Origin of the sequence: Pedobacter foliorum (assembly GCF_013266735.1) — a bacterium.
GTDB lineage: Bacteria > Bacteroidota > Bacteroidia > Sphingobacteriales > Sphingobacteriaceae > Pedobacter > Pedobacter foliorum.
Window position 1 is genome coordinate 323,629 of the sequence record NZ_JABSNU010000006.1, and the last position, 26,535, is coordinate 350,163.

Sequence of the window (26,535 nt, forward strand, 5' to 3'; positions counted from 1 at the left end):
GCGGCTTAATAAATAATATACATGATAAACCCATTTAGTAAATTGGGGATAAGTGATGACGTTGTTAATGCTGTAAAGGATTTAGGTTTCGAAAATCCAACACCTATTCAGGAACAAAGTATTCCTGTGCTGTTAGAGGGCAATAACGATTTTGTTGGTTTGGCCCAAACAGGAACAGGAAAAACAGCCGCATTTGGTTTGCCGCTGTTAGAATTGATAGACTTTAAAAGCAATAAGCCTCAGGCATTGATTTTATGCCCTACAAGAGAGCTTTGCTTGCAGATTACCAGCGACATCAAGAATTTCTCAAAAAACATCTCTGGAGCTAATGTAGTTGCCGTTTACGGTGGCGCAAACATTATGCAACAGTTGCGTGAAATTAGAAACGGTGTACAAATTGTAGTGGCTACACCCGGCCGTATGTTGGACATTATTGGCCGTAAGGCTATAGATTTCAGTAATGTGAAATTTGTAGTTTTAGATGAGGCTGATGAAATGTTAAACATGGGCTTCCAGGAAGACATCAACGACATCTTGTCAACAACTCCTGACGACAAAAAAACATGGTTATTCTCTGCAACTATGCCTCCAGAGGTTAGAAGAATAGCTAAAAACTACATGGATCAGCCAGTTGAGCTAACCATGGGAACAAAAAACACAGGTAACGTAAACATTGAACACGAATACTATATCGTTCGTGCAAGAGATAAATACGCTGCTTTAAAACGTATTGTTGACTTTAATCCAGAAATTTTTGCAGTAGTATTCTGTAAAACCAAATTGGATACTCAAGACGTTGCTGAACACTTAATTAAAGATGGCTACAATGCTGATGCATTGCACGGAGATCTTTCTCAGCAACAACGTGATAAAGTTATGCAACGTTTCCGCGATCGTAACATGCAGTTGCTTATTGCTACTGACGTTGCTGCCCGTGGTATCGATGTAAATAACGTTACTCACGTAATCAATTACTCTTTACCTGACGAAATAGAAAGTTACACTCACCGTAGTGGCCGTACCGGTCGTGCTGGTAAAACAGGTGTTTCTATCTGTATCGTTAACTCTAAAGAAATTGGTAAAATCCGTCAAATTGAAAGAATCATTGGTAAACAGTTTACTAAAGCTGAACTACCTACTGGTTTTGATGTTTGCGAAAAACAATTATTTGCTTTAGTACACAAAGTTCACAATGTTGAAGTAAACGAAAACCAAATCGAGCAGTACATGCCTCGTATTATGGATGAGTTTGCTGAACTAAGCAAAGATGAGGTAATTAAACGTTTTGCATCTTTAGAGTTTAACCGCTTTTTAGAGTATTACAAAAATGCACCTGATCTTAATTCATCTGCTGATGACAGAGGTGAGCGCGGAGAACGTGGTGAACGTGGAGAAAGAAGTCACAGAGGTAGCGATGGTTACACCCGTTTATTCATAAACTTGGGTTCTGTTGATGATTTCACAAGAGGTGATTTATTATCTTTTGTATGTAACAACGGTAAAATCAGCGGAAAAAGCATTGGTAAAATCGACTTAAAAGGTGTTTATTCATTCTTTGAGGTTGAAGATGCAACTGTTGAGTCATTATTCAGCAACTTTAAAGGAGTTGAATTTAACAACCGTGGTGTAAGAATCGAAAAAACTGCTGACAGTGATGGCGGTGGTCGTAGTCGTGGTGGTTCAGGCGGTGGTAGACGCGAAGGCGGAAGCTACGGTGGTGGAAGACGCGAAGGCGGAGGCGGTGAGAGAAGAAGCTACGGTGGTGGCGGAGGCGGAAGACGTGAAGGCGGAAACAGCGGTGGTGGTTTCAGAGATTTCTCTGGAAGAAGCCGTGAGGATAGAGGTGCAGGTGGAAGCGGAAGACGCGAAGGCGGAAACGACAGAAAACGCAGATCTTAATTTACAGATCTTCTTAATACAAAAAAGGCCCTTCAGAAATTCTGAAGGGCCTTTTTTTATATCATTGTTATTATTTAATCGATCGCGATCCTGAATTTATTTCAGGACCTCTAAAGAGAAGGAAAGCCTTGCTAGTGTGAGATGCTGAAATAAATTCAGCATGACGAATCCTTCCTTCCATAGTAAAACATTTTCTTATGGTTTTACAGGTCTTTCTTTAATCTGAGATGCTTTAAGATAAATCTTAGCTCCTTTTTTATTGATATAGTATTTTTTGTTTTTACCGTCAATATATACGTCTGTCCCATCCGGAGCCATTTTTCCTTTGTAAACCTTATCAACCACTTTAGAGCTGCCCTTTACAGCAACCTCTGCAGTTTTATTACCAACTTTCGTTGCCGTTTTACCGATGGCTTTGCCTGTTTTATCAAGCACCGATTCCTTCTTCTTATCTTGTGCATTACTGCTAAAAGAAACTGCTGCACATAGAGCGAGAGCTAATAAGCCCGTTGCAAATTTTGTTTTCATAGTTACATGTTTCTATAAAAACAACTACAGCCACAATTTGTTTTTCTAGTTCAACTGCTCAGTAAGCAAACGCATTTCAATATGAGGAGAATGCTTTTCGTACAAAATAGCATAAACTGCCCTGCAAATAGGCATATCAACCTTGTACTTTTTATTTACATGATGCATAGAATTTACCGCGTAATAACCTTCGGCAACCATATTCATCTCCAACTGTGCAGATTTCACGGTATACCCCTTGCCAATCATATTCCCGAAGGTACGATTACGGCTAAATTGAGAATATGCTGTTACCAGCAGATCTCCAAGATAGGCTGATTCCTTTATGTCTCTCGAAATAGGATGAACGGCATCAACAAATCTTTTTATCTCCCTAATTGCATTTGATATCAAAACAGCCTGAAAATTGTCACCATACCCCACACCATGACAAATACCACTGGCTACAGCATATATATTTTTTAGAACAGCAGCATATTCAGTACCAAAAATATCATCAGAAATATTGGTTTTAATATATCGTGTGCTTAAAAGCCTTGAAAATGTTGCTGCAAGATCCAGATTAGTGGAGGCTATTGTTAGATAAGACAACTTCTCTAAAGCCACCTCTTCAGCATGACAAGGTCCGCTTATTACTACAATATCCTCATAAGAGACATTATATTTCTGATTTAGGAACTCGCCAATGATAAGATTCTCATCAGGCACTATCCCTTTAATGGCAGAAATGATCTTTTTGCCCTTTAATTGCTCAGGAGTTATCCCATCCAAGGTTGCTTTTAAAAAAGCTGCAGGCACATTTAAAATAATGTATTCGGCCTTTTCAATAATATCCGAAATATCATCTGAGATATTATCTTCAGGAATCCTGATTTCAACAGAACTCAGATAATTTGGATTATGCTTATATTTCTGTAAGTGAACTATTGAATCCTGATTCCTCATCCACCAATAAATTTCCTTTGCGGTGAAATTATCTGAAAGCATTTTTATGATTGCAGTAGCCCAACTACCGCCACCAATCATTGCAACTTTAGGTATCATAATTTATAAATAAAAAGCCCCGGCTTATTGTTTTAAACCGGGGGCAATTTACTTATTTTAAATGACTGATATTGCTTACTTTCTATTTAGGAGCGGCAAACAATTGATCCTTAGTGGTTTTTTCTACTTTCATACCATCCTTTAATCTGTTTTGAATTGCAGAGTATGGACCTGTTACCACTTCCTGATTCGCTTTAAGTCCAGATTTGATAATGATATATTGATCATTTTGAATCCCTGTTGTAACCTCAGTACGTTTTACTGTGCCATTATTAAACACATAAACATATTGTTTAACGGTTTTATCAGAAAGTTTAGATTTCTGCTTATCTGCATTTTCATTATTGTCAGCAGGTTTATCAGATTTAGTCTTATCTTCTGTAAATACAGATTGAATTGGAATAGCCAAGCCTTTTACAGACTCGCTTTCGATATCAACAGTTGCCGACATACCTGGTCTGAATGGAGAAGGAAGATCTTTGGCACCAGTTTTAATACTACTGTATGATTCAGCCAGAATACGAACCTTAACATTAAAGTTTGTTACCTGATCAACAGAACTTGTTGCAGCGCCAACATCTTTAGACGAGCTTGCAATTTCAGTTACAATACCTTTAAATTTAGTATCTCCAAATGCATCTACCTCAATAATCGAGCTATCTCCAACATTAACCCTATTAATATCATTCTCATTCACATCAACGTTTACTTCCATTGATGATAGATTAGAAATACGCATAATCTCAGTACCTGCCATTTGAGCTGTACCAAGAATACGATCTCCCAATTCAACAGATAATTTAGAGATTACCCCATCAACAGGAGCATAGATAGTTGCTTTGGCAAGATTAGCCCCAGCTTCCTTAACATTAGCACCACCTTCAGCTAAACTATATTTAGCACCAGTAACCATAGCTTTCAATCTTGCAATATCAGCTAAGGCAGAGAAATATTGTGCTTTAGAAGCATCAAACTCCGAAGCAGAGATCACCTTTCTGTTAAAAAGCTCCTGACTTCTTTTAAAAGAAGCTTCAGTATTATCGAAGTTTGCATTTGCCTGTTTCAATTGTTGCTCTGCAGCCACAACCTGAGCTTTTTGAGTGTTGTTTGAGGCAACAGCTCTTTCAAATCCAGATTGAAGCACATCTGGTCTAACTTTAATCAGCAATTGGCCCTTTTTAACCACATCACCTTCTTTAACCAAAAGTTCAGTAACCTCACCCGATACTTCAGAGCTTAGTTTCACTTCGGTTTCAGGCTGTACCTTACCACTGGCAGTAACAGTTTCAATAACTTTCCTATCAGCAGCCTTTTCAATCGTCACCTTCTCAGTCTTATCACCTCCTATTAAGCCGGTAAATTTTGCTCCGGCCAGCAGGACAATGATAACGCCTATTACAATTAGTATCGGTTTTAGTTTCATTTCAATTTATTTATTTTTTATTATTTATGATCCAGGTGCATTAAATTGTGCGAATTTATATCCTGCTCCTAGAAAACTATTTGTTGACCTAAGTAGTAATCAATAACTTTTGCTTTGAAAAGTAAATCATACTTAGCCCTAATCATGTCTATTTCTGCTTTATTCTTATTTGTTAATGAGGTATTGTAATCTAAAGAGTTAACTAAACCAACATTATAGCGTTGCTCTATTACTGAAAACGCCTCTTTTCTGGCAGTAAAAGTATTGGTTGTCGACTCGAACGTACCACTTGCAGCTTTCAAATCAGCAACTGCCTGATAAATAATTTTATTCAAATTATTTTTAACAAGTTGTTCTTCAGTCTGATTCTGCATATAAGCTATTCTAGCTTTCCTTACCGTTGATCTTGCAGAGAAGCCATTAAAGATTGGAATCTGTAAGCTTAACCCAACATACTGACCAAAGTTGTCTTGAATCTGATTCTTAAACTTGTAATTTTCTGTAAGGGTGGTAAAGTCTGGAGCTACTACTCTTGTTGTAGTACCCTCTACTACTCCAACCACTTTGTCTTCCTTAGGAATAACACCAACTATTGATTTTCTACCGCTTGAATAATTAGTACTCAATCCCGCTCCAAATGATAAACTCGGATAATAATTACCTTTTGCTATGTCCATTCCTCTTTTTGAAGCTTCAGTTCTTAAAGCTGCCAGTTTAATATCAGGAAAAACACTTAGTGCCGAGCTATATACTTCATCAGGATTAACATTGGTTAATGGCTTGCTAAAACTTTCCAATAAAGGCGCCTTAACATCATATTTAGTAGCTGATGGTATATCCATTAACTGAGCCAACGTGAGGTAAGAAATTGATAACGAATTTTCAGCAGTAACCACATCAAGATCAGCGGTAGCAACCTGTGCCTTAGCCTCAGCAAGATCAGCAAGCGTCTTATTACCTACATCCAAAAGCTCTTGTTGTTGCTTAAGCTGTTGTTGAGCAACCGACAATTGTTGTTTTGCAGCTACCAAAAAGTCTTTATTATATAGAATATCCAAATAAGAAGTAATCACCTTTAAAATCAAGTCATTCTTAACCTTAGCGGTATTGGTTTTATCAGCATCCAATAAAATTTTGTTTTGTTTTATTTGATTTAGCTTTTGAAACCCTTGAAAAACATTAATACTGGTTGACACCCCTCCGTTAAAAGAAGAAAACTGCTGACTATTGAACTGATTGGTTGAAGGATCGACGCTTCGACCGTAATTTATATTGTAGCTCCCGTTACTATTTAACGTTGGTAAAAGGGCATTTTTTGATTGCTTAAAGTTCTCATCAGACAAACTTTCGCTCAATTGAGATTGTTTTACCTGAAGGTTATTATGTAAAGTTTCATCTATTGCTTGTTGTATCGTAATGATTTCCTGAGCGTTAGTTTTTTGCACAAAACCTGTAATAAACATAAAGGAGAGTGCCAATGTAACTTTAGGTAATGTACTATAAGGGATAATTTTTTTCATAATTTAATTTTCACTGAGATTTGATTCTCTTTTTAGTTGTGAAACTAATTGAGCATTCTCAAATGGTTTCACAATATTAATATAAACAACTTATTCATTTTGTAAATTTTCGGGTACAACAACCGTATTTTTTCAATCTTCTCATCCTCCATTTTTCTTCTATTTGACTTAAAAGAAGCCAATAGATTTAAAATTTTCTCTAAGTTTGGGCATGTACCTGATAAAATCCCCGCTTTTATTAAAATGGTATTACCCATCATTAACCTGGCACAAGAGCCGGGATCAAAAAGTTATTTATTTAACCTTTGACGATGGACCTATACCAGATGTTACAGACTTTGCATTAAAAACTTTAAAAAGCTTTAATGCAAAAGCAACATTCTTTTGCATTGGAGATAATATTCACAAACATCCTGATATTTTTGAGAAGATAAAGAACGACGGCCACCGCATCGGCAACCATACTTTTAACCATTTAAAAGGATGGAAAACGCCGGATGAAATATACACCAAAAACTTCCAAAAGTGTCAGGAAATAACTAACACAAATTTATTTCGTCCGCCTTACGGCAGAATTAAAAAATCTCAGGTCACCAGCATCAGAGCACTAAACCCTGAAACCCAGATCATCATGTGGGATGTACTAAGCGGTGATTTTGACATCAACCTTGCCCCTCACAAATGCTACAACAATGTGATAAAACATACTGGCAACGGATCAATTGTAGTTTTTCATGACAGCTTGAAAGCCTACGACCGAATGAAATATGCATTACCCAGAGTGTTGAAACATTTTTCTGATCTCGGTTATCGCTTCGATTCTCTTTAATTTTTCATGATCGCAACAGCTAAGCTTAGGCCAAAACGACAATCCAACGCAACAGACTTAAAAACAACACATTACAGCAAACAAAAAACACACAGGTGTTCAAAAACGAACAACACTGTTCAAAAATGACCGCCTCTATTTTGCAAAGATTTAAGCGAATAATCAGCTAACATTATTTAGAATAGGTATAAATAATATAATGATAAGCAGATGATGTCCTACCCCTATTTTTTTTTGTAAATTCGCTACAAATAATAAGAATAACTTACCCTTTTAACACATATTATCAATGGCTTTTGATATAGAAATGATCAAAAAGGTGTATGCAAACTTTGGCCCCCGCGTTGAGGCGGCTCGTAAATTAGTAGGCAGACCTTTAACACTCTCAGAAAAAATTCTTTACACCCACCTTTGGGATGGAAATACAAATACCGCTTACACAAGAGGTACTGATTACGTAGACTTTGCTCCTGACCGTGTGGCCATGCAAGATGCTACTGCACAAATGGCTTTATTGCAATTTATGCAGGCAGGCAGACCAAGGGTTGCTGTTCCTTCTACCGTTCATTGCGATCACTTGATCACGGCAAAGAATGGTGCTGAAATTGACTTACCGGCTGCAAACACTGAAAGTAAGGAAGTATTTGACTTTTTAGCTTCAGTTTCTAACAAATATGGTATTGGTTTCTGGAAACCAGGTGCAGGTATTATTCACCAGGTTGTTTTAGAAAACTATGCTTTCCCGGGTGGAATGATGATAGGTACCGACTCTCACACTGTAAACGCAGGTGGTTTAGGTATGGTTGCAATAGGTGTTGGTGGTGCTGATGCTTGTGATGTAATGGCAGGATTACCATGGGAACTAAAATTCCCTAAACTAATTGGTATTAAACTTACCGGAAAATTAAGTGGATGGGTATCTGCAAAAGATGTTATTCTTAAAGTTGCAGGCATTCTTACCGTAAAAGGTGGAACAGGTGCAATTGTTGAATATTTTGGCGAAGGCGCAACAAGCATGAGCTGTACCGGTAAAGGAACCATTTGTAATATGGGTGCTGAAATTGGTGCAACTACGTCAACATTTGGTTACGACGAGAGCATGGAGCGTTACTTACGTGCTACCGATAGAGCTGAAGTTGCTGATGCAGCAAACGCAATTAAAGAACACTTAACCGGCGATGCTGAAGTTTATGCAGAGCCTGAAAAATACTTCGATCAAATCATCGAAATTAACTTATCTGAACTTGAGCCTTATTTGAATGGTCCATTCACTCCAGATTTAGCTACTCCTATCTCTAAAATGAAAGAAGTTGCAGCTGCTAACGGATGGCCAATGAAAATCGATGTAGGATTGATCGGTTCATGTACCAACTCATCATACGAAGATATTTCTCGTGCAATCAGTATTGCAAAACAAGTATCAGAAAAAGGCTTAACTGCTAAATCTGAATACTGTATCAATCCTGGTTCTGAGCAAATCCGTTACACCATTCAACGTGATGGATTCTTAGACGTATTCAAAAGCATCGGTGCTAAAGTATTTACAAATGCTTGCGGACCATGTATTGGTATGTGGGACAGAGTTGGTTCTGATAAACAAGAGAGAAACACTATCGTTCACTCGTTTAACCGCAACTTTGCGAAACGTGCTGACGGTAACCCTAATACTTTTGCTTTTGTTGGTTCTCCGGAATTAGTAACAGCATTAGCTATTGCAGGTGATTTAAGCTTTAACCCGTTAACAGATACTTTAACTAACGATAAAGGCGAACAAGTAAAACTTGATGCTCCAACTGGATTCGAATTACCTACTCAAGGTTTTGCAGTTGAAGATGCAGGTTATCAGAAACCGGCTGAAGACGGAAGTAAAGTAGAAGTACTTGTTTCTCCAACTTCACACAGGTTACAATTACTTGATCCATTTACTCCATGGGAAGGTACAGACCTTAAAGGCCTTAAGTTGTTAATTAAAGCAAAAGGAAAATGTACTACTGACCATATCTCAATGGCTGGTCCATGGTTAAAATTCCGCGGTCACTTAGATAACATTTCTAACAACATGTTAATCGGTGCTGTAAACTACTTTAATGAGAAAACTGACTCAGTTAAAAATGAACTTACTGGCGAGTACGGTCCTGTACCGGCAACCCAAAGAGATTATAAAGCTGCAGGTTTAGGTTCTATCGTTGTTGGTGATGAAAACTATGGTGAAGGATCAAGCCGCGAGCACGCAGCTATGGAGCCTCGTCACTTAGGTGTACGTGCTGTATTGGTAAAATCATTTGCCCGTATCCACGAAACCAACCTTAAGAAACAAGGTATGCTTGGCTTAACCTTTGTTAACAAAGAAGATTACGATAAAATATTAGAAGGTGATGTTATCGATATTATTGGATTAACAACATTCACTCCTGATGTTCCTCTTACTTTAGTATTAAACCACGCTGATGGAACTAAAGAAGAAATATCTGTTAATCACAGTTATAACGAACAACAAATCGAATGGTTCAAAGCAGGTGGTGCATTGAATATCATTCGTAGAGATGCAGCAGCTAAAAACGCTTAGGAGCTAATATCTCAGTAAAATACCTTAATACACAAAAGGCCTGAATCAATGATTCAGGCCTTTTGTGTTGAACTATTTTTTATACGATCGTCATCCTGAATTTATTTCAGGACCTCACATAAGCAAGGCTTTCTTTCTCTTGCGAGGTCCTGACCTCGAAGAAGCTGCGAAGCAAAATAAATTCAGGATGACGGATCGTGTTACTTTCTGCAGCTGCTTTTCAATTATTGAATCACCGCAGCCCATCCGCCATTGCGAACCATCTTAATATCCATCTTATCTCCAGATTTCACCTGCACAGTTTTCTTTCTATAATCCATAGCCTGACGACCTGCATTAATTCCATCTTCAAAATAAGTCATGGTATAAGTCCTACCTTTTTCAAGAAAATCAAAATCTAAAGAAACAGTTCTTTCCTTTTCCTTACCATTGGCAATTGCACCTATAAACCATTTATCCTTTTTACGCTTAGCCACTACCGCAACCTCACCAATCTTTGCCTCTAGCGCCTTAGTTTCATCCCATGTAGTTGGCACACTTGTGATAAACTCTGTGCACTCCAGATTTCTGTAATATAACGTAGGATTATCAGCCAACATCTGTATACCACTTTCAAAAACTACAAACAAAGCCAATTGATAAGCACGCGTGCCAATGCTTGCAGCATTTGGCCTGTCGGCTCTGTAAACATCAGGCTGCATACTGATCATAGCACCCGGAGTATAATCCATCGGACCAACGGCATTACGCATAAACGGAAGATACAAGCTATTATCAGGATAACAACCACCCATCTGCTCCAATCCCCTAACCCCTTCGTAAGAAATCACATTTGGATATTTATATTCCAGTCCTGCAGGTTTAAACGCACCATGAAAATCGACAAACAGTTTATGCTTTGCCGCTTCCTTAGCAACATCCTCATAGTAATTAACAATCCATTGATCGCTACGATCCATAAAGTCTATTTTAACGCCTTTTACACCCCATTCCTGGAAAGTCTTAAACAACTCCATGTTTTTATGAACAGTTAACCAGGTTAACCAAAGCACCACACCAACATTCTTCTCTTTACCATAACGAATCAGCTCGTGTACATCAACATCCGGATTTGGCGTATAAGGATCTCTGGTGCTCTTTGCCCAACCCTCATCCATAATGATATAAGGTATACCAAATTTAGCAGCAAAGTCTATGTAATACTTATATGTAGCCAGGTTATAGCCCGAAACAAAATTCACATCGGGGCCATATGGCGCAGCATCATTCCACCACTCCCAACTTGCCTGACCAGGTTTAACCCAGCTAGGATCCTTAATTACACTTGGCGAAGCCAACTTTAAAGTCATGGTGTTTTCTAAAAGCTGCTTATCATTAGAAGTTACTACAAAATATCTCCATGGGAAACTACGCGTTCCCGAAGTTTTTGCAATGTAATCAGCCTCTTTAAGAATTTTCAAGCTACGGTCGCCATCATCTCCAAATTTAAGCGGAACCTTAGGAAACGTAGCCGACATCCCATTATTTCCAGTGCCTTTAAGAAACATACAAGGATAATCAGTCAGGTCAGACTCACTTATCAGTATCTTGTATTTCTTCTTGGTATCAATAAGTACAGGAAGAGTCGACATCTTATTTTCAGGTTTCCATTCACTTGATTTTACCTCCGAATACAGCTCTTCGTAGGCTGTTTTAAAACCACCCGGTTGTTGCAAATGAAGCGCATACTCTGCCGGAAAGTTAACTGCAAACTCCTCATTCAATACCTCTATGCTATCCTTCTTATTGGTAATAAAGCGATAAGCAATACCATCATCAAATGCACGAAACTCTACATTATACCCGCCCTTAAAATTGAGCAACACAGCGTTGTAATTATTTTTAACAGTAGAAAATTTTAAAGAAACATAAGGTTTAATGGTTTCATTACCCTGTCCCTTTTTGCTACCGGTTAATTTTGGATTTTGCCCCAAAACCTCATTTCTAAGGCTCATCTGCAAATGGTTCTTTTCCAACAGCAAATCATCGCCAGAGGAAATAGAATAATATATCTTGTCGGATACATTCACTGAAACTTTCAATCCCCCACCAGGAGATTTAAGCTCAATATTTTTTGCCTGAGCATTTACCGCAGCCGAAAATCCGAACACGGCTACAAGAGTTAGTACGAGTTTATTAAAAAAATTCATGAAAATAGTGGTTTAGTCTATACGGTTGAGTTTGTGTGATTACAATATATTTGGTTCAGTTTTGTAACATTAAAGGTAGCAATTTTATTTGCTAAAACCATTTACTCAACCCCGTTTGATGGTAAAGTCTTTCTTTCAGCATTAAAGCTGGAAATGATTATTTTTTTTAGTAAATTCATTCAACCAAATACTAAGATTATGAATGTACTCACTAAAGTTCAAAACTGGGGTAATCATCATCACCCAAAATGGATCGACTATTTTAGGATTCTTTTAGGCCTTGTACTTATCTGGAAAGGCATTGCGTTTGCATCAAATCTACAAGCCTTTACCAACATGATGAAAGATGCCATGCTAGGGGTAGCAGTATCAATTAGCCTAATGGCGCACATTATTATTGTGCTCCATATCATTGGCGGAATACTGATTGCCATAGGTTCGCAAACGCGTTTATTTTGTGCGCTCAACTTGCCTATACTTATCGTGGCTGTATTCTTTGTTAATCTAAGAGCAGACATATTTAGACCATATGCTGAGTTTTGGGTGTCATGTATTGTCCTAGTCGGCTTAGTCTGCTTTTTAATTGAAGGAGACGGAGTATTGTCTATAGAACACGAAAAAAAGGTGGTTGTTTAATTGATATTGGCTTTTAATTAAAGCTAAAACTCATGCTCGCAATCAAAGCAATGATAAGTTTTCTTAACATGAAAAGGATAAACCATTAGTGCAAAGGAAACTATCATTGTTAGCAGGCCAAATCTCTTTTTAGTGGCCTGTACAAAGCCTACATGATTTGAACCACAGTTAGGACAAACCTCAACTCCTGGCTCAGTTTCCTCATCTGGTAACTGAACATTTTCGTCTTGCAGAATGCTTTTTGCCAGAGGGATGTCCTTTTCAAAAACATGCAGCCTAACCCCTCCATAAGCCTGAGTATACAAAGGATTTAATGTGATTGAATTCTCATCAGATAAAAAACATTGAACGCCGCTATCCAACAATCGTGCTTTCACAATATTGGCCTCAATTGGATTGTAAAAAGTTGTTAATACTATAATTTTATCCACTTAATCTCCTTTGGCAATAAATATACTGAAAAGCATCTAAATTGGGCTATTTTGGACAAACCAACAAGAAAACTAGCTGTAATAATTTAGTGATTTCCTATATTAGCTCAGCTTTTAAAAAGCAAAGCCAAATATATCCAATCATGAACACAACCATTAAACCTTACCTGCTAGCAGCTTTATTTCTTACCAGTGCATTCGTATCCTGCAATCAATCAGAAAAAACAGGAGATCAGCGATTCGACCAAAAAGCGGTTGTACTTAATGATAGCGCAGTTAAGATACAGATGAATTTTATTAGCCGAAACATATCTAAAGATTCAGTTTTAAAAATAGCTAGCCTTTGGAAACAGGCCATAGAAATTGATCCTACTTATCAAATTGCCTACTTGAACCTCTGGAATTTCAATAACTCCATGCAACTGTTTAATGAAAACATCCCCCTATCTTCTGATTGGTTAAAAAACCAGCCAAACAATCCGGATATTTTAATAAAGCGAGGATTAGTATACGAACAGCTAGGCAAAACCGATCTATCAAATAAGGATTATGAGGCAGCGTTACAAATTATTTCGGCCAAGCCTGCACCTGCAATAAACAAAAACATGACTCAGGAACAAATTGCTGAAGCAGTTTCAAGAGCCTTCAATATTTTTATCATTAAAAAAGATAGTAAAGAACCATTGGACGTGCTAAGTAAATTACAAGCACTGTTCCCAAAAGACACCAAAGTTGAATCGGGATATGAAGCACTTAAAAGTAGCACAAGAGCGGAGTATATAAATACGGTTTTAGGTCAGGATGGTTTACTAGCTCATACCTAAAATCTTCCTATAGTCAGTCCACGGTGAGTCCACACTGAGTCCACGTCTAGTCCACGTTTTGCTAGAAAAAAGGTGGACTCAGTGTGAACTCACCGTGTGGTCAATGTGGAATAACTTCATCTCGATTTTAGAGCCGTATTAAATCGCTTTCAAAAATTGCTGAAACCAATAACCGGAGTCCTTAATGGTTCTGTGTTGAGTTTTAAAATCTGTATGAACCAATCCAAAACGTGCATTGAAACCCTCTGCCCATTCAAAATTATCCATCAATGTCCAGGCCATGTATCCTGAAATATTTAACCCTTCATTTTTAGCCTTTAGCAAGGCTGCTAAATAAAGTTCAAAATAAGCTATCCGTTCCGGATCGTGAATATGACCGCCGGAAAGCTTATCATGATATGCTGCCCCATTTTCGGTAATCATTAACTTTTTAATACCGGGATAAGAAGCAAATTGTTTAATGATATTATAAAAACTATCGGCGTTTATTTCCCATCCCATTGCGGTATGAGGTTTCTTTCGGCTTTTGGCCTTTACTTCCCATGCTTGCAAAACAGGAATAAACGCATTGTATTTTATAGTTAGCGGGAAATAGTTTTGCAAACCAATAAAATCGAAGTCAAAAGTTAGGCGTTCGGTATGTCGCCAGGTAGAATGCTGAATAGAAAACTTCTCCATCAAATCCCAATCTGCCCCTGGATAGCCCATTCCGAGTGTTGGCTCAATAAATAGCCTGTTCATTAAACAGTCTATCCTTTTAGCGGCGGTTATATCGGCATCGCTTTGCGTATAAGGCATAACCTCCGAGCAAGAGAAACTGGTTCCAATATTAGCATTCTGAACTTCAGCCCTTAATATTCGTCCACCATCGGCTTGTGCTATTGCGGTATGATGAACGGCTGAAAAGAAATTGGTTAAACCTGTTTTTCCGGGGGCGTGTATGCCCAACATGTAGCCAAGCGAGGTAAATCCGAAGGGTTCATTTAAAACTATCCAATTCTTAACCTTATCGCCATATTCTTTGGCGCAGATGGATACAAAATTATTAAAGGAATCGTTTACGCTGTAAGCGGTCCACCCTCCTTCTTCTTCCAATGCATCTGGTAAATCCCAATGGTAAAGAGTTACATAAGGGATTATGCCGTTAGCGAGGCACTCATCAATCACATTGTGATAAAACAAGATACCTTCTTTATTTATTACGCCTTTACCGTAGGGAAGGATTCTGGGCCAGGATATTGAAAACCTAAAAACGGAGAAACCAAGTGTTTTAACAAGCGCAATATCCTCTTTGTACTTATGATAAAAATCGCAGGCCTGTGTAGGCTGATGTCCTCTTTTTATTTTGCCTGATCTTTTAGAGAAGGTATCCCAAATTGATGGGCCTTTGCCATAACCATCCGCAGCACCTTCAATTTGCGCCGCAGCCGCTGCTACGCCCCATAAAAAATCGGCTCCAAAATCAGACGCTTTAATCATACTTTTAGTTATTAAAGGCAATATGGCATTATGGTATTAACTTAATGTTAAGCCTATCTGTTTGAGTAACAGAGCGGCATTAAATGTTTTGCAAGGGCCATGCTTCAATTTATAATCAAACTTCATTTCGTCTTCTGCAATCTGAATATCAAAATGGTAGTTTCTAACTTCGTGGCTATGGTCGGCTTCCATTTCTGAAAGCTGCAGATCGTGAGTGGCAAACAGCGCAGGTGTTTTTTGTGCAATTAGCCTTTCTATGAACACCTTTGAACCCAGGTATTTATCCTTGCTATTTGTTCCTCTAAGCATTTCATCAATCAGTACAAATGAATTTTCGGAAATACTGATCGCATCGAGGATCATTTTAAGTCTGTTTAGCTCTGCTTTAAAAGTTGATGTTTGATCGTTCAGCGAATCCTTGATACGCATATATGAAAGCACTTTAAATATAGAAAGCGACATTTCTTTAGCGCAAACCGGGGCGCCTGAAAAGGCAAGCACCATGTTAATACCTACTGTACGCAGGAATGTGCTTTTTCCGGCCATATTAGAGCCTGTAACGATATCAACCGTCGGATGTCCCTCCAAACCAAAATCGTTCGCTACGCGCGCGCTTTCGTGAATTAGCGGATGTCCTAATTCAGTACCATGTAAGGTAAAGGTATCTGCAATTGTTGGAAAGTTCCAATCTGGCTGATTATGATTAAGTGTTGCAAAGGAAATAAGTTCTTCGAACTGGCTGATCCTATACAGGCCTCCTACCAAATTAGCTGAAGATTTTGCATACCATTTAATTAAATCGAAAGAGCATTTTAAATCTAATAGCAAAAACAGGTTTAAAAGAAAACCTAAAAACGGATTTAGTCTCACATCAAATGCCTTTATGATGGAAGCTAGTTGTTTGATTTGTTTACTTACAGGATCGTTTGTTTTATTTTTCTCGTCATTACCCTTAAAAAAGTCTTTAATATAAGGGCTCCGCCAAACTATATCTTCTGTCCACTTTACCGTGCCAGAAAAGGAGTCTAGTAAATTTGAGCTTCCTGTAAACCCATAATAAATCTGATTAATGTATTTGAGGTTGAAAAAGATGATCCCCATATTAAATATGGCTACAAAGCCAAATATCTTCCATACATAGCCGCCAAATATAGCACCAAGTATAAGCAGGCCGATGGTAATATAAGGTCCTATTTTTACGTATAACTGAAGTGCTTTACTTTTAGTAAATGTTAGGTGATTGGGTAGCTGATGCTCCAGCTTATCCTTAATAACATCAAGTTGCCCTGGTTTGTGGTTTTGTAATTCGGCCCTGAAGTGAAAGGTTTTATCTATATGCTCAGTTAATTCGGCAATAGCTTCCTGTCGCTGTAAAATAACTTCCTTTTCATTTGGCCTCCCAAGATTTTCTGCAAGGATATTTAAGCCATTATTGGTATTGCACCTATTGATGTGAGCAAACAAAGTCCCTTGTCCGTAAATATCCAAATCAGATGAATATGGATGGTACTCGTCGGCATAGTTTTCGCCATTGCTATATCCATTAATGTTTGAAGTAATGTGATTTACTTCATTTTGGTAAACCCACAAAAGCTGCTCTGCATAGGTTAGCTCCTGTTGCACCTCACTTTGCTTTTTTACCAAAATCATAAAAAGGATTACCGGGATAGCGGTTAGTGCTATTAATACCCAAGAAAACCCCATATTTATGATGAGGGCAACTATTAATATCTCGGCAATAAAAAGGCCTAAGCGGGAGAATGATATTTTATTGAGTTTACTTTTGAGGCCATCAATTTGGGCTTGCTGGCTCTCTACATTATTTCTGTAATCGTTTAAAATGCTATCTTTTGTTCTTATCATTGTATTTTTCTCCGTTGAACTGTTTTGCTTCGGCTCGGTTTGTTAAATATAGGGAATTGATTATTACTCCGCTAATTAGATGAAAATTACACTACTTGTTACAGGAAAAACTGAAGAAAAATACCTTATTGAGGGTATTGAAAAGTATTTAAATCGATTAAAACATTACATCGGCTTTAATATGATTGTTATTCCTGATGTGAAAAACACTAAAAACTTAAGCGAAGCACAGCAAAAAAGCAAAGAGGCTGAGATGATGTTAAAGCACATCAGTAATCCGGATACTGTAATTTTACTTGATGAAAAGGGCAAAAAATATACTTCTGTTCTTTTTTCTAATTATTTAAACAAACAGATGATTGGAAGTGTTCAGCATTTGGTATTTGTAATAGGCGGGCCTTATGGCTTTGATGAGTCTGTTTATAAACGGGCTAACGGAAGCATGTCGCTTTCTGATATGACTTTTTCTCACCAAATGGTACGTTTATTCTTTGTAGAACAGCTGTACAGGGCTTTTAGTATTTTAAAGGGTGAGCCATATCACCATGAATAATCTGTATTAATTTTATGGAAATTTAAAACGGCTGTCATCATTATATAAAAGGAGATTTACTATGCGCTTACCATCAGATTATAAAAGAAATTATAGGTTTAAAAGTGACAAGAGAAAGGATCGTTTAAGCTACATTATTGCTATTGTTATTTCGGCAATAGCGTTTTTGCTGATCTGGTATCTAGCTTAAAACAACAAGGGGATTTGGGGGTAAAACTGATAACCTTGCCGTCATCATAAGTTTGCAGGAACTATCAGTTATGCAGGAACTAATTAATCCCGCCGTCATCCTGAATTTATTTCAGGACCTCGCACTAGTAAAGCCATCTTTCTCTTGAGAGGTCCTGAAATAAATTCAGGATGACGGCCGTTTTAAAAGACTATGCCCATATATAACAAAACAGGCTGCTCAACTTAACATTGAGCAGCCTGTTTTATTTAATATTATATCAGCTAACTACACGCCTTTTTTACTGGTCATGTTTGCTTTTTTAGCTGGCTGTGATGTTTTAGCCGGAGCCTTTGCATTTGCCGGTTTTGGCGTTGCTTTTGGCTTTTTATCGCTTTTCTCTTCTGCTTTTAAAGCTTCTTGCTCTGGTGTTACTGAAGGTGCTTCCTCTGAAAACAAAGGCAATTCTTTTAGTAAATGATACCAAGTAATGATCTTTTTCATGTCAGAGGTATATACTTTCTCTTCATCATGAGCTGGAGCTACTTCTTTAAAGAATGCTTTTAAAGCCGTTATTTCTGATTTTGCATCAGGAACGTTTCCTTTAGCGGCAGCAATGTTAGCCAAAACATCTACAAGTTTCAGATCTTCATCTTCACCGTAAATGGTAATGTCTTCTAATGATGCAAGTTTGGTTGTAGTAATATTGGCTACAATTTTAACTTTTTGAGCATCAAGGCTCTCAAGAACATATCCGCCTTTATTTTGCCCTACTAGTTTAAATAGGCCTGGTCTCCCAGATACTGCTACTATTCCTCTTAAATTCATATTAATCCTCTATTACTTCTATTCCTAAAATCTTGTCACCTTGTTTAATATCATCAACAATATCGACATTTTCTACTACTTTACCGAATACAGTATGATTTCTATCTAAGTGAGCAGTATTGTCTCTGCTGTGGCAGATAAAAAACTGTGATCCACCAGTGTTTCTTCCGGCATGTGCCATCGATAAAACACCACGGTCATGATATTGGTTCTCACCAGAAAGCTCACAATCAATTTTATAACCTGGGCCACCAGTACCTGCTAAGTGTGCTTTTGCAGGATCTTTAGAGTTTGGACATCCAGCCTGAACCACAAAGTTTGGTATTACTCTGTGAAATGTAATCCCATCATAAAATCCTTCGTTAGCTAATTTTTTAAAGTTAGCAACTGTATTTGGTGCATCCTGATCATAAAACTGAACAGTCATGTTCCCTTTCTCTGTTTTAATTATTGCTTTACTCATGTTATTTTTTGTAAACGCCAAACTTAGATAAAATAGTTTTTATATGCAATTTATACTAAAAGCGTTATATGTACATTATAATTTTATATTGGTATACAAAAAATATACATTCGTACTCATTGATACAAACGCATGATTTTAAGCTTTAAAAAATTTGGCCTTCTGTTTTTCTTAATTGTAGTTACAATAGCTGCCAAGGCATCGTCTATTCTTATCTACATGGATGAGGACCAAAAGAATCATTTAAAGGCTTATGGCATTGCCTATTGGAGCATAAAGCAGAAAGCGGATGTTAGCTGGCTTTTGAATTATAGAGGTGGCAGCTTTTTAATCGGCCACAATAAAGCCATTGAAGATGAATGCAAAACAAGAGGCGTTTCTTATCAGATACTTGCAGATGGAAAGGTAACGGGTATTTTAAATGAGATCAGCGATCCGCAGGTAAATATGGAAATGGTAAAGCTTGAAAAAGCTCCCAAAATAGCTGTTTACTCGCCCAAAAGTAAATTGCCATGGGATGATGCCGTGACAATGGTACTTACTTATGCGGAAATCCCATACGACGTAGTATATGACGATGATGTTTTGAAGGATAAACTGTCGGCCTACGACTGGCTACACCTTCATCATGAGGATTTTACCGGTCAGTACGGTCGTTTTTGGAGTTCATTTAGAAATGCGACATGGTACCGTGAGGATGTTAAAAATCAAGAAGCTACAGCTAAAAGAAATGGTTTTACTAAGGTGTCTCAATTAAAACTTGCCGTGGCAAAACGAATAAAGGAATTCTGTACAGGTGGAGGTTTTCTTTTTGCCATGTGCTCAGGTACTGATAGTTTTGACATTGCATTGAGCGCTGAGGGTGTAGATATTTGCGAAAGTATGTTTGATGGTGATGCTGCCGATCCGCAGGCTCAGAGTAAACTCAACTACAATAACACCTTTGCTTTTAAAGATTTTAAGCTTGATGAAAACCCGAATAATTATGAGTTTTCTGATATTGATGCTACCCAGACAAGAACGTTGGTACAGTCGAATGATTTTTTCACTTTGTTTGATTTCTCTGCAAAATGGGATCTTGTGCCGACTATGCTAACTCAAAATCATGATAAGGTTATCAAAGGCTTTATGGGGCAAACTACCGCATTTAAAAAGCGTGTTGTAAAACCAAGTGTAACTGTTCTTGGAGAAAATAAAGGTGCTGAGGAAGTGCGTTATTTAAATGGAGAGATTGGCAAAGGCCAGTTTACTTTCTATGGTGGTCATGATCCTGAAGATTATCAGCATGCTGTAGGAGATCCACCAACGGACTTAAACCTGCACCCTAATTCGCCAGGCTACAGGTTGATATTGAACAATGTATTGTTTCCGGCTGCTAAAAAGAAACCGCAAAAAACTTAGTAGCTATAATCCTGAATATATTCCTCGTCATCCTGAATTTATTTCAGGATCCCTCACATACTAGGCAGCCTTTGTTTTGAGAGGTCCTGAAATAAATTCAGGATGACGACAAGAGGTTTTTGCATGATTGCAAGAGCTTTTTTCATGACGGCGAGAGACTCTTCATGACGGCAAGCAACCTCCTAATGAGCGCAAAAGGCCCAATTTAATCGCAATAAACTAATTGCAATAAACCAATCGGCAATAAACTAATCGTAAAAATTCCAGCTTACACCAAATTTGAACAGTAAACGATCTGGCATTGGATAACGGTTAACAGTATAGTATCCTTTGTAAATTAACCCTTGGTTTACATAATCGCATTTCACAAAAAGATTAGCTCTTCTTAAGCTTGCTTTTACCCATACATCTACAATTGGTGTGGTATCAAACGTTATGTCTTTACCTACATAAAACTGACCTGTTGCTGTTGAATAAGAATATGCCTTATATGGAGTGTTATAGCGCACATCAAACCCAACATTTGTCTTTAACACTTTAAAAAAGGTTTGATCCAGATAAAAACTATTGAAAGTATAAATTTCCGGAGTACGTAACTTATCAGGATTATCTGTTTTTTGGTAAACCACATAACTTTCCAGATTAAACTTACCAAACTTGAACTTTTTACCGGCAGTTATTTTAAGGAGATTTATAGAAGAACCTAATTGAAAAGGCTTTATACCGCCTAAATCATCCTGACCAAAATACAGGTAATTGTCTATTAAATAATACTGTGCGCCTGCATCAAACCCGAACTTATCGTTAATAAAATTAAAAGACAGATTGATGGTTTTAGAACGATCAAAATTATTTTCCCAACGGTAATGATTACCAAAATAATTGACATAAGTTTCATCAGGCGACTTATTTTGGAAATAAGCACCAAGCACAATACGCCCCACAGATTGACTTAACTTCACATTACTTTTAGCTTCGTATAGAAAATCACCGATGTTACGGCCCTGGAAGATTTGTTGCAAATCAACATTAAAATCTATCTTATCACTTAACCGATAACCGGCGTTACCCAACAGGGTAATGTTCTGGAAGGTTGATGAATAATCATAAAATCTTGTCCTGTCTCTGTACAACACCATTTGATTATACTTATAAAAGTCGTGCTTTATACCTACGTCCAATTTCAGTTCATTTTTGATAATTGAACTTCCTTTTGACCTTAAGAAAAAGCTGTATATAAATTCATTTTGTATATGGCTGTATCTGGTACTGTCATTGGTAAAAGTAGTATCGGCAATACCAATTCCATTTGGAAAAACAATATCCCTATCAATCGTACTAGGAATATTTTCATCCTTTTGAAATGCGTAGGAATTTGCATCGTACTTTAAAGTATAGGATATCTTATTTGTAGGAAGGATTTTTTTTGTTATTTCCTGAGCAACGCTATCTATACGACCAACAAAATAGGTTTGTTTAAGCATAAAGCCCGTTTGCCGCCAGAGTCGCTTTCCTGTTTGCAACCTAACTGGTTCAGTAAGCTTATCTACCGAATTATTTGCGGCTGAACCTGTAAAAATGGATTCATTAATGATTGAACCATTCTCTTGAGTTTTAAGGGTATTAAATACAACACTCGTCCATAGGTTATACCTTTTGTTTGGCGATTGATACCAACTAAAGAGTGCTCCATTGAGGTCATCTCCCCTTTGCCTTCTATAATATCCGTTTGCCCCTATTCTATTAAAATTAAGGCCAATATTAAAATTTGGCTTAATGTTTTGGGAGTGTACAACTTTAAAAACCTGTTCTGCTTCGCCGGCACTAACATAATATAAACTGGTAAATGGTGTTCTGGCCTGGTAATACTTAATGTCGTCATGCGTCATCGCATAATAATCCAAATTGTGCATCCCTATATCAAAACCTATGGTTTTTACGGGCTCAAAAAGCATAGGTCTGGCTGATAGGCCTAAGTTACCAACTCCAACAGTTGGTGTTCTTGGTTGTACTAACACATTAAAGTTCTGGAAACCAGTTAAGGTTGTATCCAGAGCTATAGTTTGTATGCTATCTTTTGTGAGCCTGAGTGTAGTATACCTAATGTATTTTGAGGTAAATATTACAGAGTCTCGCCCTTCCTCTTCCTTTTTCCTTAAGGAATCCATCTCTTTATTCTCTCTAACGGAAGTTTTTAAATCCTGCGCAAACAATTGTGCACCACCGAAGATGACAAAGCAAAAAACAAGAAAGGCAATGTTTTTATACATTATAAAGTTGAAATTAACTGGCTCAATATTTTTGTCATTTTAGGCTCGGCTATCTTTGCTGTCTCTATTATTTCTTCGAGACTTACCGGCTCTAACACTTCGGTAAATCCTTCATCTGTTAATACAGAAATTGCAAACACCGGAACACCCATATGATTGGCAACGATAACCTCCGGCACAGTACTCATTCCTACGGCATCACCTCCAATAATTCGTAAATAGTTGTACTCTGCTTTTGTTTCTAAATTAGGACCCGTTACGGCAATGTAAACGCCTTGGTGGCAAGTAATGTTGTTGTCGTTAGCAATATTAATTGCTTGCTTTATTAACGCTCTGTTATAAGGCTGGCTCATATCAGGGAAACGAGGTCCCATATCTGAATCATTACTACCACGTAAAGGACTCTCAGGTTGCAAATTGATGTGATCATTGATCACCATTAGGTCGCCTTTTTTAAATTCCGGATTTAATGACCCCGCAGCATTTGAAACAAACAAATGAGCAATTCCTAAAACTTTCATCACTCTTATCGGGAATGTGATTTGCTGCATAGAGTAGCCTTCGTAATAATGAAGACGGCCTTGCATCGCAACTACTTTCTTACCGTTAAGTTTTCCGAAGATCAGTTTTCCGGTATGAAACTCTAACGTTGAGATTGGGAAATTAGGAATATTAGAATACATTAACTGGTATTCTACCTCAATATCATTAACAAGACCACCTAGTCCAGTTCCTAAAACAATTCCAATTTCCGGAAGGAAATTATCAGTTTTTCTCTTTATATATTCAACGGTTTCGTGTAGCGCTTGAAACATAATCTAAAATCTTTTGATCAAATGTAGCTTTATCTTCTTCTTGTAATGTTATTTTAACTGGCAAATAAAAGACAGGCAAATTTAAAAGTAATTCTTTTAATACATCATCTAATAAACGCTGCGCATCTTTTTCTGTTGTTATTATTATTTTTTCTTCAGATGGATTGTTATTAAAGGCATTTACCAGTTGTTGAATGTTTTGTGTGGTAAACCGATAATGGTCGGGATAATCATGATGATCTATCTGTGAGGTATATTTCTGCAACTCAGTTAACAAAGGTAAAGGATTGGCTATACCTGTTATTAAAAACACAGCTGTAGTATTTGAAACTGAAGCCAAAGGCTTTTGCTCTTTACTAATAAGATGTGTAAGGTTACCATAAGTTAGAAACGAGAATGATAGGTTTTCTTTTGCATTAGTATCAAATCTATCTAAACAGGCTTGCTTTTGGTGGATATCCATCTTAACCGGCCCTTTGGTAACCAATAACGCCTGTGCACGATGATAGCCCGTAAATGGTTCTCTTAAATTCCCGGCAGGAAGCAAAAATTGTGGTCTTAATAGCTTTTGATACTCAAAAAGAAGAATGCTAAAACCTGGCTTTACACTTCTATGCTGAAAGGCATCGTCGAGTATTATAATGTCGTGATTGTTTTTTAAATGGTTAATGCCTGTTACCCGATCTTCGCAAACAGCCACGGTTACATTAGAAAACTTATTATAAAACTGCATCGGTTCATCACCTATTGTCTCGGCGGTGGCGGTTTTATCTGCAAGGATATATCCCTTGGTTTTACGTCCGTACCCCCTACTTAAAATGGCAATTCGCCTATCGGAAAGCAGATTTACCAGGTATTCTGTTACAGGGCTCTTACCTGAGCCACCAACAACAAGGTTGCCCACACAGATAATCGGCAAGTTGAAGCTTGTTTGCTTAAACATACCAGTATCAAATAGCTTGTTCCTGATAAGAATCACCAAACCATACAGGGCAGAAAACGGAAGTAACAACAGTCGGAGGTATTTAATCATCTGAGCTTTCAAAAATAAGAATTATTACCGCTCGTTTTATCACGTTTATAAGGATTGCTCTTTACCAGTGTAATAAATAAAAGTTTACCTTTGTAAAAATAACTTATTATAACATGCTTAAAGGATTTTTTAACGTACCAGCTCCTGTAAATGAACCCATTTTGGGTTATGCTCCGGGAAGTAAAGAACGTGAACTTTTGATGGCTGCTTTAGCCGATGCCCGTTCCAAACAGATTGAAATACCTATGTATATTGGTGTTGAGGAAGTGCATACAGAAGTTAAAGGAAAGGTTACCCCTCCGCACGATCACCAACATGTATTGGGTAAATATAGTATTGGAAATAAACACCATGTAAAGCAAGCTATTGATGCTGCTTTGGCAGCTAAGGCTGACTGGGAGAATTTAGCATGGGAACATCGTGCTGCAATTTTTCTGAAGGCTGCTGACTTAATTGCTGGCCCTTATCGTTATAAATTAAATGCGGCTACTATGCTTGGGCAATCAAAAAATGCTTACCAGGCAGAGATTGATGCAGCATGTGAGTTGATCGATTTTCTTCGTTTCAACGTTAGCTATATGGCTGAAATCTATAAACAACAACCTCCTGTTTCTCCTAAAGGATCATGGAACAGAGTGGAACAACGCCCATTAGAAGGTTTTGTGTTTGCTTTAACTCCTTTTAACTTTACTGCTATTGCTGGAAATCTTCCTACATCAGCTGCCATGATGGGTAATGTTGTAGTATGGAAACCGGCAGACACTCAAATTTACGCTGCCAATGTTTTAATGCAGATTTTTAGAGAAGCCGGATTACCGGATGGTGTTATCAACCTTGTTTATGTTGATGGACCTGAGGCTGGCGAGGTGATTTTTAGTCACCCTGATTTTGCAGGAATTCACTTTACAGGTTCTACCGCTGTTTTCCAAAACATCTGGAAAACTATTGGTAATAACATCCATAAATTTAAAACTTATCCGCGCATTGTTGGAGAAACCGGTGGTAAGGATTTTATCCTTGTTCATGGTTCTGCAGAGCCTGAAATTTCGAGCACAGCAATTATTCGTGGTGCTTTTGAATACCAAGGCCAGAAATGTTCAGCAGCTTCTCGTGTATATATTTCAAAAACAGTATGGCCAGAGATTAAAGAACTGATGCTTCGTGACCTGGCTACCTTTAAAATGGGCGGAACCGAAGATTTCAGCAATTTCATTAATGCGGTTATTGATGAGAAATCTTTCAATAAACTAGCTAAATATATTGATGCAGCTAAAGAAGATAAATCTGTAGAGATTATTGCCGGTGGAAATTATGATAAGTCTAAAGGTTACTTTATTGAGCCGACAGTGCTTGTTGTTAAAGATCCGAAATACACTACAATGTGTGAAGAGCTTTTTGGTCCTGTTTTAACTATTTATGTTTACGAGGATAAAGATTTCGATAAGGTTTTAGATATTATAGATACAACTTCTATTTATGCTTTAACAGGAGCTGTTATTGCTCAGGATCGTTACGCTATAGAAAAAGCTACTCAGCGTTTAAGAAATGCTGCCGGTAATTTCTATATCAATGATAAATGTACTGGTGCAGTTGTTGGTCAACAACCTTTTGGCGGTGCCAGAGGATCAGGTACAAATGATAAAGCCGGATCGATGATTAACTTATTGCGTTGGGTTTCTCCACGTACTATTAAGGAAACATTTGATCCGCCAAAGGATTATCGTTACCCGTTTTTAGGATAATAAAAAACTCCCGGCTCATCGCCGGGAGTT

The 26,535-nt window shown here is 37.6% G+C and carries 21 protein-coding genes; 8 read left to right on the top strand and 13 right to left on the bottom strand.

Annotated elements, in window-relative coordinates; all coding sequences use genetic code 11:
* Window positions 1–21: 21 nt before the first annotated feature.
* A complete protein-coding gene (locus HQN83_RS14560) occupies window positions 22–1,899 on the top strand; it encodes a DEAD/DEAH box helicase (protein WP_173091066.1) in 1,878 nt (625 codons plus the stop codon).
* 195 nt (window positions 1,900–2,094) lie between these two features.
* On the opposite strand, the gene HQN83_RS14565 is transcribed toward HQN83_RS14560, so the two are convergent.
* The 4 genes from HQN83_RS14565 to HQN83_RS14580 all read right to left on the bottom strand — a co-directional run bounded on the left by HQN83_RS14565 (window position 2,095) and on the right by HQN83_RS14580 (window position 6,414).
* Window positions 2,095–2,427: a hypothetical protein gene (locus HQN83_RS14565; protein ID WP_173091067.1), complete on the bottom strand. Its 333-nt coding sequence runs from the start codon at window positions 2,425–2,427 to the stop codon at window positions 2,095–2,097.
* A 45-nt stretch (window positions 2,428–2,472) separates the two neighbouring features.
* A complete protein-coding gene (locus HQN83_RS14570) occupies window positions 2,473–3,471 on the bottom strand; it encodes an NAD(P)H-dependent glycerol-3-phosphate dehydrogenase (protein WP_173091068.1) in 999 nt (332 codons plus the stop codon).
* 82 nt (window positions 3,472–3,553) lie between these two features.
* On the bottom strand, window positions 3,554–4,894 hold the full coding sequence (locus HQN83_RS14575) for an efflux RND transporter periplasmic adaptor subunit (RefSeq protein WP_173091069.1): 1,341 nt from the start codon (window positions 4,892–4,894) through the stop codon (window positions 3,554–3,556).
* 68 nt (window positions 4,895–4,962) lie between these two features.
* Entirely contained in the window at window positions 4,963–6,414 is a 1,452-nt protein-coding gene (locus tag HQN83_RS14580) for a TolC family protein (RefSeq protein WP_173091070.1), read from the bottom strand.
* Between the two features lie 211 nt (window positions 6,415–6,625).
* Here HQN83_RS14580 and HQN83_RS14585 point away from each other — a divergent pair, with 211 nt between their 5' ends.
* The gene (locus tag HQN83_RS14585; protein ID WP_173091071.1) at window positions 6,626–7,243 is read left to right on the top strand and encodes a polysaccharide deacetylase family protein; all 618 of its coding nucleotides are present in this window, start codon (window positions 6,626–6,628) and stop codon (window positions 7,241–7,243) included.
* A 289-nt stretch (window positions 7,244–7,532) separates the two neighbouring features.
* On the top strand, window positions 7,533–9,809 hold the full coding sequence (locus tag HQN83_RS14590; protein WP_173091072.1) for an aconitate hydratase: 2,277 nt from the start codon (window positions 7,533–7,535) through the stop codon (window positions 9,807–9,809).
* 224 nt (window positions 9,810–10,033) lie between these two features.
* On the opposite strand, the gene HQN83_RS14595 is transcribed toward HQN83_RS14590, so the two are convergent.
* Window positions 10,034–11,998, bottom strand: a complete 1,965-nt coding sequence (locus HQN83_RS14595) for a glycoside hydrolase family 97 protein (protein WP_173091073.1) — start codon at window positions 11,996–11,998, stop codon at window positions 10,034–10,036.
* Between the two features lie 198 nt (window positions 11,999–12,196).
* Between HQN83_RS14595 and HQN83_RS14600 the strand changes: the two genes are divergently transcribed.
* Window positions 12,197–12,634, top strand: a complete 438-nt coding sequence (locus tag HQN83_RS14600) for a DoxX family membrane protein (RefSeq protein ID WP_173091074.1) — start codon at window positions 12,197–12,199, stop codon at window positions 12,632–12,634.
* A gap of 23 nt (window positions 12,635–12,657) precedes the next feature.
* Here HQN83_RS14600 and HQN83_RS14605 read toward each other — a convergent pair whose 3' ends face one another.
* The gene (locus tag HQN83_RS14605; protein ID WP_173091075.1) at window positions 12,658–13,065 is read right to left on the bottom strand and encodes a putative signal transducing protein; all 408 of its coding nucleotides are present in this window, start codon (window positions 13,063–13,065) and stop codon (window positions 12,658–12,660) included.
* A 143-nt stretch (window positions 13,066–13,208) separates the two neighbouring features.
* On the opposite strand from HQN83_RS14605, the gene HQN83_RS14610 reads away from it, so the two are divergent.
* Window positions 13,209–13,889: a tetratricopeptide repeat protein gene (locus HQN83_RS14610; RefSeq protein ID WP_173091076.1), complete on the top strand. Its 681-nt coding sequence runs from the start codon at window positions 13,209–13,211 to the stop codon at window positions 13,887–13,889.
* Between the two features lie 138 nt (window positions 13,890–14,027).
* On the opposite strand, the gene HQN83_RS14615 is transcribed toward HQN83_RS14610, so the two are convergent.
* Together HQN83_RS14615 and HQN83_RS14620 are read right to left on the bottom strand one after the other, a co-directional pair.
* Window positions 14,028–15,368 (bottom strand): GH1 family beta-glucosidase, encoded by a 1,341-nt coding sequence (locus HQN83_RS14615; protein WP_173091077.1) that lies wholly within the window; start codon window positions 15,366–15,368, stop codon window positions 14,028–14,030.
* Between the two features lie 36 nt (window positions 15,369–15,404).
* Window positions 15,405–17,231: a MutS-related protein gene (locus HQN83_RS14620; protein WP_173091078.1), complete on the bottom strand. Its 1,827-nt coding sequence runs from the start codon at window positions 17,229–17,231 to the stop codon at window positions 15,405–15,407.
* A 79-nt stretch (window positions 17,232–17,310) separates the two neighbouring features.
* On the opposite strand from HQN83_RS14620, the gene rlmH reads away from it, so the two are divergent.
* Window positions 17,311–17,784: a 23S rRNA (pseudouridine(1915)-N(3))-methyltransferase RlmH gene (gene rlmH, locus HQN83_RS14625; protein ID WP_173091079.1), complete on the top strand. Its 474-nt coding sequence runs from the start codon at window positions 17,311–17,313 to the stop codon at window positions 17,782–17,784.
* A 457-nt stretch (window positions 17,785–18,241) separates the two neighbouring features.
* Here rlmH and HQN83_RS14630 read toward each other — a convergent pair whose 3' ends face one another.
* Both HQN83_RS14630 and HQN83_RS14635 read right to left on the bottom strand, forming a co-directional pair.
* Window positions 18,242–18,781, bottom strand: coding sequence for a DUF5606 family protein (locus tag HQN83_RS14630; protein WP_173091080.1), 540 nt, complete (start codon window positions 18,779–18,781; stop codon window positions 18,242–18,244).
* Window position 18,782: 1 nt separating this feature from the next.
* Window positions 18,783–19,244 carry a peptidylprolyl isomerase gene (locus HQN83_RS14635; RefSeq protein WP_173091081.1) on the bottom strand — a complete coding sequence of 154 codons (462 nt, stop codon included), beginning with the start codon at window positions 19,242–19,244 and terminating at the stop codon, window positions 18,783–18,785.
* 219 nt (window positions 19,245–19,463) lie between these two features.
* On the opposite strand from HQN83_RS14635, the gene HQN83_RS14640 reads away from it, so the two are divergent.
* Entirely contained in the window at window positions 19,464–20,645 is a 1,182-nt protein-coding gene (locus HQN83_RS14640) for an asparagine synthetase B (protein WP_217277395.1), read from the top strand.
* 248 nt (window positions 20,646–20,893) lie between these two features.
* Here the strand turns inward: HQN83_RS14640 and HQN83_RS14645 are convergent, their stop codons facing one another.
* The 3 genes from HQN83_RS14645 to lpxK are packed head-to-tail and all read right to left on the bottom strand — an operon-like array spanning window position 20,894 to window position 24,763.
* A complete protein-coding gene (locus tag HQN83_RS14645; protein ID WP_173091083.1) occupies window positions 20,894–22,915 on the bottom strand; it encodes a putative porin in 2,022 nt (673 codons plus the stop codon).
* A complete protein-coding gene (locus tag HQN83_RS14650; RefSeq protein ID WP_173091084.1) occupies window positions 22,915–23,730 on the bottom strand; it encodes a purine-nucleoside phosphorylase in 816 nt (271 codons plus the stop codon). The genes HQN83_RS14645 and HQN83_RS14650 overlap by 1 nt, the downstream gene beginning before the upstream one ends.
* A complete protein-coding gene (gene lpxK, locus HQN83_RS14655) occupies window positions 23,702–24,763 on the bottom strand; it encodes a tetraacyldisaccharide 4'-kinase (RefSeq protein WP_173091085.1) in 1,062 nt (353 codons plus the stop codon). Before lpxK ends, HQN83_RS14650 begins: the two co-directional genes overlap by 29 nt.
* A 113-nt stretch (window positions 24,764–24,876) precedes the next feature.
* On the opposite strand from lpxK, the gene pruA reads away from it, so the two are divergent.
* Window positions 24,877–26,505 (top strand): L-glutamate gamma-semialdehyde dehydrogenase, encoded by a 1,629-nt coding sequence (gene pruA / locus HQN83_RS14660; RefSeq protein ID WP_173091086.1) that lies wholly within the window; start codon window positions 24,877–24,879, stop codon window positions 26,503–26,505.
* The last annotated feature ends 30 nt before the right edge of the window (window positions 26,506–26,535 follow it).

Coding starts and splice junctions, on each gene's coding strand:
- HQN83_RS14560 (WP_173091066.1), top strand. CDS start 22: ATGATAAACCCATTTAGTAAATTGGGGATAAGTGATGACGTTGTTAAT.
- HQN83_RS14565 (WP_173091067.1), bottom strand. CDS start 2,427: ATGAAAACAAAATTTGCAACGGGCTTATTAGCTCTCGCTCTATGTGCA.
- HQN83_RS14570 (WP_173091068.1), bottom strand. CDS start 3,471: ATGATACCTAAAGTTGCAATGATTGGTGGCGGTAGTTGGGCTACTGCA.
- HQN83_RS14575 (WP_173091069.1), bottom strand. CDS start 4,894: ATGAAACTAAAACCGATACTAATTGTAATAGGCGTTATCATTGTCCTG.
- HQN83_RS14580 (WP_173091070.1), bottom strand. CDS start 6,414: ATGAAAAAAATTATCCCTTATAGTACATTACCTAAAGTTACATTGGCA.
- HQN83_RS14585 (WP_173091071.1), top strand. CDS start 6,626: ATGTACCTGATAAAATCCCCGCTTTTATTAAAATGGTATTACCCATCA.
- HQN83_RS14590 (WP_173091072.1), top strand. CDS start 7,533: ATGGCTTTTGATATAGAAATGATCAAAAAGGTGTATGCAAACTTTGGC.
- HQN83_RS14595 (WP_173091073.1), bottom strand. CDS start 11,998: ATGAATTTTTTTAATAAACTCGTACTAACTCTTGTAGCCGTGTTCGGA.
- HQN83_RS14600 (WP_173091074.1), top strand. CDS start 12,197: ATGAATGTACTCACTAAAGTTCAAAACTGGGGTAATCATCATCACCCA.
- HQN83_RS14610 (WP_173091076.1), top strand. CDS start 13,209: ATGAACACAACCATTAAACCTTACCTGCTAGCAGCTTTATTTCTTACC.
- HQN83_RS14615 (WP_173091077.1), bottom strand. CDS start 15,368: ATGATTAAAGCGTCTGATTTTGGAGCCGATTTTTTATGGGGCGTAGCA.
- HQN83_RS14620 (WP_173091078.1), bottom strand. CDS start 17,231: ATGATAAGAACAAAAGATAGCATTTTAAACGATTACAGAAATAATGTA.
- rlmH (WP_173091079.1), top strand. CDS start 17,311: ATGAAAATTACACTACTTGTTACAGGAAAAACTGAAGAAAAATACCTT.
- HQN83_RS14630 (WP_173091080.1), bottom strand. CDS start 18,781: ATGAATTTAAGAGGAATAGTAGCAGTATCTGGGAGACCAGGCCTATTT.
- HQN83_RS14635 (WP_173091081.1), bottom strand. CDS start 19,244: ATGAGTAAAGCAATAATTAAAACAGAGAAAGGGAACATGACTGTTCAG.
- HQN83_RS14640 (WP_217277395.1), top strand. CDS start 19,464: ATGGATGAGGACCAAAAGAATCATTTAAAGGCTTATGGCATTGCCTAT.
- HQN83_RS14645 (WP_173091083.1), bottom strand. CDS start 22,915: ATGTATAAAAACATTGCCTTTCTTGTTTTTTGCTTTGTCATCTTCGGT.
- HQN83_RS14650 (WP_173091084.1), bottom strand. CDS start 23,730: ATGTTTCAAGCGCTACACGAAACCGTTGAATATATAAAGAGAAAAACT.
- lpxK (WP_173091085.1), bottom strand. CDS start 24,763: ATGATTAAATACCTCCGACTGTTGTTACTTCCGTTTTCTGCCCTGTAT.
- pruA (WP_173091086.1), top strand. CDS start 24,877: ATGCTTAAAGGATTTTTTAACGTACCAGCTCCTGTAAATGAACCCATT.